A 15,081-nucleotide genomic window follows, 5' to 3' on the forward strand; every position below is an offset into this window, starting at 1 on the left:
TGTGAATAGACAAACTAATGCCCCACAACAGCCCTATACAGAACAGATCAAGCCTATGTTTATCGGTCTGAATGATAATGGGATTTTTGCATGCCATCATCTGGCCAACAATCATTTAGCCTACAAGGGCGCGGTAGTAATCTGTCAACCTTTAGGTCATGAATATGAACGCTGCCATCGGGGACTTAAACAATTTGCTTCAATGCTGGCGAAAATCGGTTTTGATGTACTGCGATTTGACTATCGCGGCAGCGGAGACTCAGCCGGAGATTTTCAGCAAGGGCATTTTGCACTATGGCAGCAGGATATTAACCGGGCAATTGACTTCTTTAAACAGCATTTAGGCGTACAAAATGTTGCACTCGCTGGTTTACGCTTAGGGGCTAGCTTACTCTTTAATGCGGCAGTTGAGCGGCAAGACATAAATGGCTTATGTCTATGGAGTCCATGCTTGAGTGGCGCAGAACTATTACAGGAATGGCAAGATATTCAGCAACAGCATACCCAGACATTGGGATACACCAACAGCCCTGATAAATTGTTAGAAGTGATGGGGTTCCCTATATCTGAGCATTTTACAGCCGATTTAGAGCAGTTAAACTTGACGCCACAAAAAATTGTAGATGGATATCACAAGCCAATATGTGTGGTAACTGAACTCAATCAACTATGGCAACAAACCGATGCAACTACGTCATCTATGACGCTGATTTCAGCTCACAGCAGTAATATTTGGCGCCAGCAAGCGATGCAGGCACGTGTACCCATGTCATTATTAAAAAGCATGACGCAATGGCTGGAAGGAGTAGCGGGATGAATGAGGAAGCGTTATTGGTAGGACCAACCAATAGTTTGGTTGCGGTTTTCACACCATCTCAAAGGGAAAATCGGTTAATCAGCAAGCAAAAAACTGCAGTACTGTTACTTAATTCTGGACTGATACATCATGCCGGACCCGGACGGATATACACGCAACTGGCAAGGAACTTAGCTCAACAGGGAAGCTCCGTCATCCGTTTTGATTTATCTGGCATAGGTGATAGCGTTGCTCGTCAAGACAACTTATCTATTTACCAAATTGCCACCCAAGAACCTGCCGAAGTGATGGATTATCTGCAAAAAAGAGGGTTTGAACGCTTTATTCTAGTCGGTATTTGTTCGGGCGCATATTGTGCGTTTAAGACTGCTTTAGTCGATGAGCGAGTTGTGGGAATCGGATTAGTTAACTATCAGGATGATACCGCGAATGACGAACTGGCTAGTCAGGCTTGGGCAAAACGCTATTGGACTGATTCTGTGTTTCGAATCGGAGCTTGGAAGAATTTGATCAGTGGTAAAGTTAATTATCGACGTCTTATTTCTACACTTACTCGTCCATTTGAAACATCAAAGGACCCATTATCCAGCAAAAATGCCAGTGAGAAATCTACCCCTAGTTTTAGTCAGGAGTTAGATATTCTATTGTCTCGCAACACCTCGGTATTGATGTTGATGTCGGGATTAGATATCAGTCAGCAATTTTTATCAGTATTAATCGGCGATAAACTTGATGCTTATAGGCAAAATAGTTTAATGGACTTTCAGGTGGTTGACGGTGCTGATCATTTATTTACCAACCTGTCTCATCAACATCAGTTTATTCAGGTTGTGAGCGACTGGGTCCAGCATAAATTTGAATCAAGACCTGAGTCATTTTAGTCAATCAGGTCAGCGAACAAGAGTAAATTAGGCGTCAGTGTGGCATCTGGAGTGGCGATGGCAACTGAAAAGTTTTGCTGTAATTTCACCAGCATTAAGTGCCACTTAGCGGCAGTTTGCATGCAAGGAACACTTGTCACTGTCAATGACGCTAAATTGATTTCAAGTTGCCTAGGATCTATCGACAACCCCAATCCAATCGCCTTCAAATAGGCCTCTTTCAATGTCCAGTATTGATAAAAGCTCTTAGCCGTTTGCGACTTACTAAGTGCGTTAAATTGATTCAACTCCACAGGAGTTAAAATGCTCTTAGCTAGCTTGCGTAACTCATTCGCGTCTTCTTTATGCTGTTCAATATCAATTCCAATTGGTTCACTGCTTACGCCAACAAGTGCAATATTTGCCGAATGTGAGGTATTGAATTGAACCCAACTGTTGCTGATATAGGGCTTTTGTTGATTACTTCGCAACACTATCTGTTGGTCAGGAGCTATGCCTGAATACTCACTCAATATTCGTCGCAATGCGATTCTACGAGCTAAAAATCGTTGTTTATCCCGCTCAAATCTAAAAAGGCTAGCGCGGTAGAGTTCATCTTCAGCTAAAAACGTGCTTTTCAAGTAGCCTGAACTATCAATTCCATCAAGCTCTATGTGCCAGATGTCGATAAACCTTTTTTGCCCCTGAGGCGGTCTTGGCACTACATAATTCAAAATTTAGCTTACCATTTAAAGATGTTGATTGAGTAAAGACGTCAGTTGCTGTCGGGCACTTTGCAGGTAAAAATGCGGTCCTTCTATAACTTCGATTTGAAACTGTCCTTTTGTGTACTCGGACCAACCCAGCATTTGTTGATAGCTAACTGAATTATCCTGACTGCCACACAAGGCTAAAATATCCGTTGTAAGGGATCCGCGCTCATCAACGTTATAATTCTCGATAAGCTGAAAGTCAGCGCGTAATGTATTTAGCATCAACTCCAGCAATTCACGTTGACCCGCAGATATATCTGCACCATAGCGTTCGGCCAAGACTTGAATCAATAATTCATCAGGTAAGTTTGCAATGGGCTCATGATTCAGGGCTATATTGGGTGGTGTTTTGGCGGACGTAATAAATTTCGCTGGTGGATTGCAGCCACGTGCTTCTAAGCTGCGGATTAATTCATACCCTATTGCTGCTCCCATGCTATGCCCAAAAACCGCCCATGGCTCATCAGTGTACGGCATAACTATCTGTTCAAGTTGTGAAATTAGCTCTTGCATATTGTTGATAGGAGGCTCTGCAAAGCGATTTTCTCGGCCTGGTAACTGAATCGCGTTTAACTGGACATCGGCCGATAGGAGGTGTTGCCATTGATTAAAAGCTGAAGCTCCAGCGCCAGCAAAAGGGATACAAAACAGCCTTAAACTAGGATGAGTTTGTACAAGACTTTGTTTTAACCAATTGGCACTATTAGTCTGCAATTTAGGTTACCTGTTCTTATATTTTACAGTTGTATTATTGTTTGGCGCTCATTATAAAATTTTCTATTCAACTTGAATTGCTCGCCCCTGCACGGCTATTGATTCAGTGCAACATAGTTTTATAGCTGATATTTGACGTGCGAACCAAGGCTACAATAAAGAGTAATAGAAGCGACCAACCATAGGTCCCGCCGGCTGCGCTTAAGCTATTGTCACTTGTCGCCTCCTGTTGGCCAGAGTTGTTAACTGTAATCGGTATATTAAATGCTAGCTGTTTGCCATTGCCATCGTCGGCAATAATATTCAGGGTATAATCTCCATTATTTGATGTTGAACCTTGAATAATCGAATCTTCAAGGATATAACCATCTGGTAAACCGGTAGCTTGGAAAGTCAAAAAGTCTCTATCTGGATCGCTAACATATTCATTTAAATCCACATAATATGATTCATTTACCTGTAGGTATTCCCTACTAATATTATCCTTAAGTTTAGGCGCGTCATTTACGTTCACCGGAACAATATTAAAAAAGCCAACGTATGAAGATTCATTGCTTACTTCAACTTTGATTTGGGTGCCTTCAGCATAATTCCCTTCTACAATATCATCGTTAGATAAAGTCCCAAATAGCATCCCGTCCTCAAAACTAAATTTTTCAGGTGCATCAACCTCAACAGAACTCCCTAAGTTGTAAAAAAATTGAGAAAAATCAATTTTCAATAACTCATCCTGTGTTGCATAATAATTAGAGTTATTATTCAATCCTCCTATATAGATCGTAGGATTTGGGTTACTCAATTCAAAAGTTGTTATTACACGATCTGTATTAGTTATATCAACGGAAATACCTTTACCGTCTTCGGTTAATTGAAACCATCCTGATAAATTTCTATCCTGTCCGGGAACCGACCAAAACGTTTTTCTTTGTGCATCATAAACTGTTGATTGCCCTATTCTATTTAAGTAATAATTGTGGCTACCAGTGAGTTCACCTTTGGAATATTCCTCATCACTTGGTGTCAGATTCCATTGGCCATTTTCACGTTCAAAATACGCAATCCCGTCGTTGTAAATAAATAAATCATTTCCTTGATTAACTATGGTTGTAGAAATCACTGGCGAGTAAGTGCTGCCGTTACTTTTTAGAGGATATTGCTGGTTTATAACAAACTGGCTTCCATTAAATTCAACAAACAGCATATTAGACAATTTTGATTCATTATCCGTAGGTGCAAATAAGAATTGGTTTACAGCTGAAAGTTTATGAAATTTATATGCAGTTAAATTTCTTCCAAACTCAAATTCTGTAAAAAGTTTCTGTCTATTACATCCTATTATTTGACCAGTATCATTAAGGCTACATATGTTTATTTCCGGTTCGGCAAGGGAATCGCCGTATAATTCAGCTACTATAGTATTGTTGTCGGCAAAAAAAACGTCATCAACTAACAGTCCTTCTCCATCGAAATCATTTAACGCATAAGCTTCGGCAAACTCTATTCCATTTAAAGTTTTAGTTAATCTTGCAATAAATTTATTGGCGCCAAGTTTGACTGAGACATAGTAATTGTCATTAAAAATCCCTAGTGGATATTCAATGACACCGTTTGAAATCTGCTCGTTGTCGCAGCAACTGGATGAGCCCATGTAAGTAAGGCGATTTTCAGTAACATCATAATCCCAGACATAGAGTTTAAAGTTGATTTCTTCAGGAGAGTCATTCGCATCTCCAGTTACTAGTAGTTGCTTAGATAGCTCGTCGAAGTATAACTTTCGGTTTAAATCTAGCGGTAGATCACCATCATTGACTGCTAAAATAGACATTTGGCTAACATTTAGTTCAGTGGGATTTCGCCACAATTGCCCCTCTTGGCCATAGATGTCAGTTTTTAAAAATAAGCCTGCGGCCAAGAATTTAATGGTCCCGTATACATAGGCAGCGTTCATATTACTGCGAACAACACTATGGTTTTGCCAATTGATTCTGACAGATTTTAATACTTCACCAGTTTCAAGTATCTGCTGGGTATTCGGGTCCACCGCTAAAAAATTAGAATCTTCCTCATTAACATATTCCAATGTAACGTTTTCGGTACCTAAGCCTTTGAAAATAAATTCATGCTTAAAAGTCTTAAGAAAGATTGAACTGGAATCGTCATTAGCTAAAACATTAACTATTTTGTTATAAGCAAGGTCAAAGTATTCATTCAAATATATTTTCTCTAAATACCTGAGATCTACTAAGTTGTTGTTCCAATCTATGTCATATTGAGTTACTTCAAAGAAGAAGTTTTCCTCGGTGACCTCCCTAATCATGCCGACATGTATAAGTTGCGAATCATTGACTACAGTGAAAATATTATCTCCTGTAGATTCGTCTGATTGGTGTTGGTAATCAAACAAATGTATCAATATTCCATCATTTGCTGCTCTCCAGAAAGTGATTGTATTCTCATAGAACTCGTAGAATTTTCCCTCAGATAACATGACTTTAGTCGATTGACTATAATATCCACCGTCAAGCGATGTTTTATCAATATAGGTTAGGCTTCCTTGTTCGCCAACAGAAAATCGATGAAAAGCTCGCCGGTTGTTAATATCCTCGACAATCACTGTTAAGTATTGTTCGGTGTAGATAACAATGCTTATGTCATTAAATGAGGCTGATAGCTCAGGGGATAAGGCTAATTCTTGGCTTTGTCGATATGTATCATCACCTTCTTTAGTAAAGACTTTGAATGTAGTTGCACTGCTTTGGGCACCTTCTCGGCGATGATTGACATCAAATAAATACTTTTTATCAAAACTAGTTACAGCGTACTCAGAAATATAGTTGTCGGAAATTGTGTATTGGTTCACTTTAATAAATGAATCTGCGGAAAATGAACTAAACGAAAACACTATTGTTAAATAGGAAAACAAATTTCTCAGCATAAAATTTCCTATAAAGGGCCTGAATGAACTGTTTTGAACACTTTACGATGCATCTATAATGCGTCATCGGGTAAGTATGATCGCACTAAATTACTACTCCATCAATTATCCGGCTGAAATTGGTTTGCGATATTAGCTCTAAAGGAATTTAAATGGACGTCTATTTTCGCCGTCCTGACACACATAGATATTGTCCGAAGAGCATTTTTTGCCCTCTACCACTGTGTAACACCAAGCATTTGTATATCGACAAATATCTTAAACCTAGGCTATTGACGGGAGTTTTGAATTGAATTTGATATTAAAGATTGGCCTACGCCTTAAGCGCGCAATAGCAGCCCTCGCTTTGCGAGATGATAGTGGCACCTAGGTGCTTATTAGTAACGATTTTGTCGATGATTGAATCGATCAAGCTGTTGCGACTGCCACATAGTAAGCCGGATGAGTACGGGCCTAAATAACTTAGTTTGCCTTGCTGATCGAAAACGACGATTGCTGGTGCGGATGGGATGATTGCAGATAATTGTGCCACATTGTCTGGGCTGACATTTCGAATTTGATAGTCATTGCGCTGTAAGTTTTGATTTAATGAGCGAATATGAGATTGGCTTACATTGTTGCAAGCACAGCCTTGGGCCTGAATATGAAAGACACTGCTATTTACCGGCTGACCGCTGTTTTCAAATACTGCTTTTACACGCTGGTCAAACCCTGCATCCATGGATGAAAGGAGCAGAGATTGAGCAGGGTCAAAGGGCACTAGGTTGCGAGTAGCTAAAACAAAAAATAATACAAAAGTTGCGGAAACCCAAACAAATAACAAGGTTACAGTAAAAGTGGGTTTCCTAAACATATCACTGGAACTTTTGTAGACTGCGCAATAATTGCTGAGACATCTTATCCAAGATTTCTGTTTCAGAGGTGATGCTCTTAGTCATCACTGACTCTTCATTACTAATTTCATTGAGCTGACCCACAGCAGATGAAATCATATTAATCGCCTGTGACTGCTCATCTATAGCCAATTTTAAGCCATGGGTAACATCATCAACATGATCAATGTTTTCTTGCACTTTTTGCATCAACCCATAAGCGGATTCTGCTTGTTCACTGGTAGTGCTACCTAGCTCCATACAATCTTTCATCGATTTACTCGACAATTTGGAAGAGGATAAAAGGCGAGCCATAATGTCATTGACTTCCTCGGTACTACTTTTGGTTCTCGATGCTAATTGCCTTACTTCATCTGCAACAACCGCAAAGCCACGGCCTTGTTCTCCAGCTCTAGCTGCTTCAATGGCCGCGTTCAATGCGAGTAAATTGGTTTGGTCGGCGATGGATTGTATTGTGGCTAATACAGTGGAAATGCTATCGCATTCTTTAGCTAAGTCATCAATGGTTTGGTTAGTGGATTCTATACGTTGGACTAATTTGCTCACATCTGTACTGGCTTCTTGCACAGCCCGCTGGGCTAAACTTGTATCTGCTTTTGCATTACTCGCGCCATGATAAGTGGCACTGGCCTGAGCCGACATATTGTTAGCGGACATTGACAATTGCTCAGATGAACTGGCAATGGAGCGCACTTCGTCAAGACTGCGTTGTTTACTGTTTCTCAAATCAGTCGCTACGTTCAAAGTAGAGCTAGTGTTTTTGTCGATGTTATTACCCAACTGCTCAACCTCGCTAATGATGGCTTGAAATGAGTCAATCAACTTATCAAATGCAGATAGACTTTCACTCGCATGCTCCGGATTGGAGCGAATAGTTAAATCAAACTTACCTTCTTGCGCGGTAATCAAGGTAACACAGCGCTGTAATTCGTAGGCGGAGGTTGCGTTGCGCTCACTGTTGCTGGACATTCGGCCCATCATAAACCCTTGAACGATCGCATAGGCTGCGTGCACCATTAACAGTCCAAACAGCAGACTACCATCTTGCATTACATAAACCGGGGCGCCAGATTGCTGCAAAAAGAAAAAACCGAGGTGATGAACGGCAACCACTGCTACTGCGGTTACGAAAACCCGCCAATTTTGATAATAAGCCAGAAATGACATGAGAACGAAAATGCCAAAATGCATTTCTACTAAGCCATGCATTTGTTGAATATGTAATGCGGAGAAAATCATTAGACTGATGGCAACGGCGTGTTGAGTTAGTTCGGACTGACCTTGCGTTCTAAATAGTAAGATCGGCACTAAGGTTGCGGGGATACCAATCAACAGTGCTTCTAACCAAGTGCCATAAATGGGCGCTAAGCACAGACTGATGATCAATAATATTGGCAGGGTGTAAGTGAATAACGTGTTTGCATTGCCAACCCAGGGTCTGACTTGTGATTTCATAATACTCTCTCCAATGGTTCCTGTTTCAGCATAAATTCAATCGTATATATTTTCTTATCATTTCAGATACATATCCAAAACAAACATACAGCCTACATAACTAATGTCTATTGGCTAAAAGTATAAGGTGCACTATTAGCGCTATTTCCGGTAACTTGGCTTAAGTATAGTCACTAGTGTGATAAAACGATCACATTTGCCTACCTAAGCATCAACCCAATCCTATTCATGGCTTCCAATGTGCGGATTTATTTAGGTTGGAATGGGTAAGTGGGCAATTAACCGCAGTGCTTGGTCTTGCACTGCGGAGTATTTCGTCGGTAGCGATACTCCAACAAATTATTCATCAGGCAGATTTTTTTGTAAAAACGCTAGCATGTTGCCGCCCATCACCTTGGCAATCACGCTTTCATCCACATTTTTATCGAGTAATGCTTGGGTGATAAAAACTAATTGACTGCTGTCAAATGCAGTAGTGACTGCCCCATCAAAGTCCGATCCAAGTGCTACGTGATCTTCGCCGACTAAGTCAATACCATAGATTATTGAATCGGCAACATCGTTTGGACTGATACCGCAAACGGCCCCGTCCCAATAACCTACTGCGATTAAGCCGCCCGTTTGAGCCACTTGACGCATGAGGGCATCATCAATATTACGCTTGGTATCACAATCACCTTTGAAGCCCGTATGGCTAATCACAAGAGGAGCGGTACTGACAGTTAGAACATCTTTAACCGTTTGCGCAGATGAATGTGACAAGTCAACGATAATGCCCATTTGTTGCATTTTCTTTAGGGCGTCTCGCCCAAAGTCGGTTAGTCCTGCCTGACTGGTGCCGTGTAAAGATCCCCCTAACTTGTTGTCAAAAAAGTGCTGTAAGCTCATCATTCTGAAGCCCTTGTTGTACAGCACTTCAATATTTGCAAGTTTTCCATCCAATGCATGGGACCCTTCAGTCCCCAGCAAGCCTGCAACTAATTTTGGGTTGGATTGACGTTTTAGCATAAATTCAGCCAAGCTGTCTTTGGAGGTGACCAGCACAAAGTCATCCGGATGTTCGTTTGCGATTGTGTGTATTTTTTCTGCTTGAAACAAAGCTCTTGCCGTCAAGCTCGTCAAAGTGGCAAAAGGCCAGCCCTGCACTATTGCCGCTTTGGTAATGTTATCTGCGGCATCAGTTTGGTTTTCATCATAATTGAGCCCATCTGGGGATTTTGTCACTGTGGTGAACATTTGCATGGCAACGTTTCCTTGCTGTAAGCGAGGAAGATCAACGTGGCCATATGTTTCATGGCTGGCTAAATTCCTGCTCCACAAGGTACTGTCGGCATGCCAATCTCCAACAATTAACCTCTGATGCAGTTTTTTGGCTGCTTGGTTAACAGGCATGGCTTCCAAAGGCTCAACCTTATTCATGCCTTTTTCTAGCATGGGTGGTGCAATCAATCTGACTAAAACGTAGCCGATGCAGAGCAATGCCAATAGATAGACGCTAACTTTAGTCAGATTCATTTTCTGTTCTCACTATTGATAATTGTTTAGTTTTTGCTAAAAGCCTTCGACAAGTACTCATTGAATGCTGGGGTTGCTTCCCGTCGCTGTTGAGCAATTAATTTCACCTCTGGCAGAGCGTTAAGTTTGTCCATCAAGGCTTTTGCACCTGGCGCTTCGGCTAGCAAATCTATACCGAACAACTTGGTGGCGACGGAGCTGGCGAGATCTGCCGAATATAAGAAAAATATGTCCGCGGCACTGAACTCTTTCCCCGCAAGATAAGGCGAAAATGATGCAACCCGTGCGATGGACTGCATACCATTTAACAGTGCACGTTTAACTTCTTTTTTGGTGGTGTCATGCACTGGCACTCCCCAAAACGCTTCTGTGTGGCATCTTCGCGCGGGCAGTTCGATATACAGTTCTATCATTTTAACCAATTCTTTCACTCGCGCCTTGCTGTATGCATCTTGCGGGTAAAGCTGCGTACCGGCATAGTTTTCATCCAAATATTCCATGATCACATTGGTTTCTATCAATACGCCTTGCTCAGTCAATAACGCTGGCACTTTCCCTGTAGGACAAATCGCTAGGTACTCAGGCGTCTGATTGGGGTAAGTTGTTATGCTTTTGTAGTCAATGCCCTTTAGGGCCATCGCCAGTTTTAGCATGTTGTAGTAGTTGCTGACATCAAAGCCATAGAGTTTAAGCATAAATCGTCCAGTTATGTTGTTGATGAAGGTAGATAATTGACAGTTTAGTCCTAATGTTGCGCCAAATGTTAACAAGCGCAACATTTCAATTGTTATAGTTGTTTATAAATCTGGTTAACAGAGGCCACTGAAACGATGTTTAGCCAAGGCCAAACATCTGGCATAATCAATTGAGCCGAGTTGCCTATGTTGAGGAGTTTCTATATGTGTGGTCGATATGCAAATCATATAGGTGCAATGTTGGGATGGACGGATGTTTTAGCGGATTGGCCTGCACAGGCTGAACTTAGCTTTAATATTGCTCCCAGTCAGATGGCACCCATAGTGACGTCGCAAGGCTGTGCGGTGTTCCGATGGGGACTGCTACCAGCGTGGGTCGATACCCAGCAAACCGCCTTTTCAACCTTCAATGCCAGGCTTGCAACCCTAGCCGAAAAACCCTCTTTTCGTGATGCATGGACAAGGGGCCGGCGCTGTATTGTACCCGCCCTTGGTTATTACGAGTGGCAACAGCAAAGCAATACTAAGCAGGCTTATTTTGTCACCCGCAAAGACTGCAATCCGATCCTATTTGGCGGTTTATTTGAATGCCCACGGCTTGATACTCCGGGATCTTTTACGATTATTACCCGTCCAGCAGAAGGACTGCTTGAGCCCCTTCATCATGCTATGCCGCTAATGTTTGAGGCGTCTCAGGCTAAACTATGGATGCACGGCAATGTAGATGAGAGTGAAAATTTAGCCTGGCAGCCCTATTCAGAGGATTACCGTTTTTATCCTGTGTCCAACCGAGTCAATAACGTGCATAATCAAGGAACGGATCTGATTAGAGAAATTCTGCCAGAGGTTCCGCCACAACAAGGCTTTGGTTTTTAGGGTTTTGACCTCACTGAAGGTCACTTTATGATGGAAGCGTCTATCTACGCTTAGTTGTTCAATGTTATTGACGCTGATATGATTTAATCAATTATGAAATGCTATCTTGTCAGCATCAAAGTGAAATTCGAGTTGCTCACCATATCGAATCGGTTGTATGGGTAGAGTTAAAATCTCCAGTACATTGGTTTGCTGAAAATGCCGTAGTTTAGTTTCAGGATGAGGATAGTACACCCAGGCTTTGTAAACTCTGTTGTTAAGTGCAATTTCACAGCCTATAAATGAAAATGTTTCAGCCATAAACCCTTCCGCCCACAACACATCTTCAAAGGTAAAATCGGGCTTGATGATTTCCACTGAGTTAACCGCAAACTGCAAGTTTAATGTCCCAGCAAAGCAGTCGCTTAAATCTAGCCCTAAGGCTTTAAATTTAGGTAATTGCATGGCAATGCTGCCCGCAGGGTATGGAGAGTTGGAATTAGTCCCAGAAGCGATTTGGTGGCCCGCAATCAAAGTGCCTATTACACTGGTTTGCATAATTAAGAGCATACTAATGGGATTTTGCTTGGATGAAGACCAACTATCAGGCCTGAAGCATTGAAGGCAATTTGTACGCTGTCGCCACTTTTTAAAGACATACCTACCAGGTTCATTTTTTGCAGTGTCTCGACCACTTGTTTGGATATTTTAACTAGTTCTTGATTGCAGGTTTTTAACTCCCAGCCGTCGTCCAGCTGTTGCAAGATAGCTGATTTTTGGTGATGCAAAGCCAAAAATGCTTTTTGTTGTAAGTAATCATTATAATGCTGCGAGTAGAGTCGACGAATTTGGCCAAAATCAGCTCCCTTTTCCCCGTCCAAACTATGCAGCTCCACGGTTGTATAACTTAGCTCTTCAATTGGATTTTGCAATTGGTGAAATTGTAAAGCTACCAAGCTAATCAACAATAAGGTACCCGCGGCTATGGCAACATGTTGAAAACGGTTAAGCATGCTATACCAATTAGAGCCTTTGTTTGCGTCCTGTAACACTCTTCGCTTCACGCTACTGGGTGATTGAATTTTGTTTTTGCGCCCTTGGTATAAGTCACTAAACTGTTGTTCAATATGCTGATGTTTATCTGCTTCATGTAACTTAGTCATAGTATTTCTCTAACTGTGAACGCATGGTTTGCTTGGCATAGCGAATACGGCTTTTAGCTGTTTCCACCGGACAATGAGTTATATCTGCTATTTCTTGCAGACCAAAGCCTTCTTGCTGCAAGCAAAACGCTTCCCGCTGCTCGAAAGGCAAACAGAGCAAGGCTTTATCAAATACGTCAGACAATGAATCATTTTCATCAAATTCACAGCTCTGGTTTGGTAGGTCCTGCTGTTCCCGCAACTCCACTCGGTTGCTTTTGCGAAATTCATCTATTAACGCGTTCCTGCCTAAAGTAAACAACCAGGCAATAAAGCGTCCTGTTTCATTGTACAAATGAGGTTTCTCAATCACTTTTAGCCATGTCTTTTGACAGATATCTTTGGCTAATTCAGGATCCGATTGTGTCAGCAAGAAGTGATACAAGTCGTCAGCGCAATTATCATAAAGTTGCTCTAGTAACTTTTTATCACCGCTTTGGGCATAGCGTAGCACCAACCATTCATCTGTTTGGTTGGCGCTGAATAACGACTTTAAGGCTAAGGTGATACTCACATGAATCCTTAATTCAACCTTGGAATAGCTTAGCTAGCTCGACTGCTACTGAACTTTAAGCATCTAGCTTAAAGTCTAACACAACTTGCATACCGGGTTTATCCACTGCTCTGCCATCAACATATTGTGGCTTGTATTTCCATTTTTGTAATGCTTTTCGAGCTTCTCTATCGAAAGTACGCTTGGGATGAGAATCCACAACTTGAATATCTTTGACCCTTCCAGAAGCATCGATTGTAAACTGCAGTTCAACCCAACCCTCAATACCGTCGCGGGCTGCATCAGTAGGATATCTTGGCGCGATTCGGATCAGTGGGCGAGAATCTTCACCGCCACTGCCCAAAGATATGTCAGCTTTATTGTATTGCTGCTGTGGGATCTCTACTTTCACTTGCAACCCTAATGCTGAATCACTAGGCACTTCTTCGATTAAGGGTTTAAGGGGTTCTGGAATTTGCTTTGGTGGCTCCAGTGGTTTGATCTTTTGCTGTTCGATTGGCCCAGATTCCTCTATGTCTAATACAGGATCAATAAACACTGTGTTTTCAACTGCTTCGGCATATTGCCCCTCTTGCGAGGTCAATTTGTCCATCATTACAAATAGCGCGAAGGTAATAAACGCAGCTATCAAAATAAAACTGGGTAACTTGAAGCTCATTCTAGGCTGGGGCGCTAACATTATATTATCCATTGTTATCTCCGATCTATTTTAGGGTTATAGTTTTTACTGCAGTTATTTGAGTAACGTGACAAAAACCAGATCGGGGTTAAATTATATTTATGCTTGCTGATAAGGTTCAAATGTTGGACTATTTAGCTCTAATAGCATCAATTATGTTGAAGGAATTACTGTGGCAATATACGGAAATATAAAGGCGATTTTGAGTGTGTGTTTAGTGTTATTTTTCACTTGCTCGGCCATGTCTCAAAATAATCCTGACTCTGAATTCGGGACAGCTAGCCAAAGTGAAACATTGAGCGCCGAGGAGATAGCTTATTATGAATGGGCTACCACTATGCTCGGATCATTGGATAGGAAACAAGGCATCATAGAGTTGCCCGGCAATGTGGCCAAATTAGATGTACCTCAAGGTTACTATTTCTTAGATGCTCAAGATGCCGAAAAAGTTCTCGAACAGGTTTGGGGAAATCCAGAAGGCTCTAGCCAAGGCATACTTGGGATGCTATTTCCTAGTGAATATACTCCTTTTGATAGTGATTCATGGGGCGTGACTGTTAAATATGAAGAAGATGGCTATGTCAGTGACGAAAACGCGGCGGACATTGATTACGATAACTTGCTGAGTGAAATGCAAGCCGACTTCAAACAGGACAGCCAATATCGGGTAGAGAATGGATTTGAACCCATTGAGTTAGTCGGTTGGGCAGCTAAACCCTATTATGATGATCAGAATAAAAAGCTCCACTGGGCAAAGGAAATCCGCTTCGGTGAGAGTTCAGCTCACACCTTGAACTACAATATAAGAGTGTTGGGTAGACAAGGTGTTTTAGTTCTTAATTTTGTCGCAGGCATGGAGCAATTAGACATCATCGATCAGCGAATTGCTGCGGTATTAGATATGGCTGACTTTAAAGAAGGTTCCCGCTATGCAGATTTTGATCCTGATATAGATGATGTAGCTGCCTATGGAATTGGGGCCTTGGTGGCAGGAAAAGTTGTTGCTAAAACCGGACTCTTTGCCGCTGCTTTGATATTCTTGAAAAAATTTGGGGTGTTCATTTTAATAGGGGTAGGTGCACTAGTGCGTAAAGTGTTTGCCAAGGGCAAAAATTCCAAATCTGAAACTTAATACAAAGAATACCCATGATGACCCAAAAGCGAGTAACAATTA

General features: G+C 41.6%; 15 protein-coding genes. 4 read left to right on the top strand and 11 right to left on the bottom strand.

Annotated elements, in window-relative coordinates:
- Position 1: 1 nt before the first annotated feature.
- Both QR722_RS01570 and QR722_RS01575 read left to right on the top strand, forming a co-directional pair.
- Positions 2-817 (top strand): alpha/beta fold hydrolase, encoded by an 816-nt coding sequence (locus QR722_RS01570; RefSeq protein ID WP_286285011.1) that lies wholly within the window; start codon positions 2-4, stop codon positions 815-817.
- Positions 814-1,698, top strand: a complete 885-nt coding sequence (locus tag QR722_RS01575; RefSeq protein WP_286285012.1) for an alpha/beta fold hydrolase — start codon at positions 814-816, stop codon at positions 1,696-1,698. The genes QR722_RS01570 and QR722_RS01575 overlap by 4 nt, the downstream gene beginning before the upstream one ends.
- Here QR722_RS01575 and QR722_RS01580 read toward each other — a convergent pair.
- From QR722_RS01580 to QR722_RS01610, 7 genes are all read right to left on the bottom strand, one after another.
- Positions 1,695-2,411: a 4'-phosphopantetheinyl transferase family protein gene (locus QR722_RS01580; RefSeq protein ID WP_286285013.1), complete on the bottom strand. Its 717-nt coding sequence runs from the start codon at positions 2,409-2,411 to the stop codon at positions 1,695-1,697. The genes QR722_RS01575 and QR722_RS01580 overlap by 4 nt on opposite strands.
- A gap of 15 nt (positions 2,412-2,426) precedes the next feature.
- Positions 2,427-3,164, bottom strand: a complete 738-nt coding sequence (locus QR722_RS01585) for a thioesterase II family protein (protein ID WP_286285014.1) — start codon at positions 3,162-3,164, stop codon at positions 2,427-2,429.
- 103 nt (positions 3,165-3,267) lie between these two features.
- Positions 3,268-6,099, bottom strand: a complete 2,832-nt coding sequence (locus QR722_RS01590; RefSeq protein WP_286285015.1) for a hypothetical protein — start codon at positions 6,097-6,099, stop codon at positions 3,268-3,270.
- Between the two features lie 313 nt (positions 6,100-6,412).
- Entirely contained in the window at positions 6,413-6,952 is a 540-nt protein-coding gene (locus tag QR722_RS01595; RefSeq protein WP_286285016.1) for a DUF6436 domain-containing protein, read from the bottom strand.
- 1 nt (position 6,953) lies between these two features.
- A complete protein-coding gene (locus QR722_RS01600; RefSeq protein WP_286285017.1) occupies positions 6,954-8,447 on the bottom strand; it encodes a methyl-accepting chemotaxis protein in 1,494 nt (497 codons plus the stop codon).
- A 339-nt stretch (positions 8,448-8,786) separates the two neighbouring features.
- Complete coding sequence (locus QR722_RS01605) at positions 8,787-9,962, bottom strand: dipeptidase (RefSeq protein WP_286285018.1); 1,176 nt, start codon at positions 9,960-9,962, stop codon at positions 8,787-8,789.
- A 26-nt stretch (positions 9,963-9,988) separates the two neighbouring features.
- A complete protein-coding gene (locus QR722_RS01610) occupies positions 9,989-10,657 on the bottom strand; it encodes a glutathione S-transferase family protein (protein WP_286285019.1) in 669 nt (222 codons plus the stop codon).
- A gap of 204 nt (positions 10,658-10,861) precedes the next feature.
- On the opposite strand from QR722_RS01610, the gene QR722_RS01615 reads away from it, so the two are divergent.
- Positions 10,862-11,533: an SOS response-associated peptidase gene (locus QR722_RS01615; RefSeq protein WP_286285020.1), complete on the top strand. Its 672-nt coding sequence runs from the start codon at positions 10,862-10,864 to the stop codon at positions 11,531-11,533.
- 87 nt (positions 11,534-11,620) lie between these two features.
- On the opposite strand, the gene QR722_RS01620 is transcribed toward QR722_RS01615, so the two are convergent.
- The 4 genes from QR722_RS01620 to QR722_RS01635 are packed head-to-tail and all read right to left on the bottom strand — an operon-like array spanning position 11,621 to position 13,919.
- Positions 11,621-12,070 (bottom strand): hypothetical protein, encoded by a 450-nt coding sequence (locus QR722_RS01620; RefSeq protein ID WP_286285021.1) that lies wholly within the window; start codon positions 12,068-12,070, stop codon positions 11,621-11,623.
- A 2-nt stretch (positions 12,071-12,072) separates the two neighbouring features.
- A complete protein-coding gene (locus tag QR722_RS01625; protein WP_286285022.1) occupies positions 12,073-12,675 on the bottom strand; it encodes a hypothetical protein in 603 nt (200 codons plus the stop codon).
- Entirely contained in the window at positions 12,668-13,228 is a 561-nt protein-coding gene (locus tag QR722_RS01630) for a sigma-70 family RNA polymerase sigma factor (protein ID WP_353506896.1), read from the bottom strand. The genes QR722_RS01625 and QR722_RS01630 overlap by 8 nt, the downstream gene beginning before the upstream one ends.
- A 55-nt stretch (positions 13,229-13,283) precedes the next feature.
- Complete coding sequence (locus QR722_RS01635; RefSeq protein ID WP_286285023.1) at positions 13,284-13,919, bottom strand: energy transducer TonB; 636 nt, start codon at positions 13,917-13,919, stop codon at positions 13,284-13,286.
- A 160-nt stretch (positions 13,920-14,079) separates the two neighbouring features.
- On the opposite strand from QR722_RS01635, the gene QR722_RS01640 reads away from it, so the two are divergent.
- On the top strand, positions 14,080-15,039 hold the full coding sequence (locus tag QR722_RS01640; protein ID WP_286285024.1) for a DUF2167 domain-containing protein: 960 nt from the start codon (positions 14,080-14,082) through the stop codon (positions 15,037-15,039).
- The last annotated feature ends 42 nt before the right edge of the window (positions 15,040-15,081 follow it).

The organism is Aliiglaciecola sp. LCG003 (assembly GCF_030316135.1).
Taxonomy (GTDB): domain Bacteria; phylum Pseudomonadota; class Gammaproteobacteria; order Enterobacterales; family Alteromonadaceae; genus Aliiglaciecola.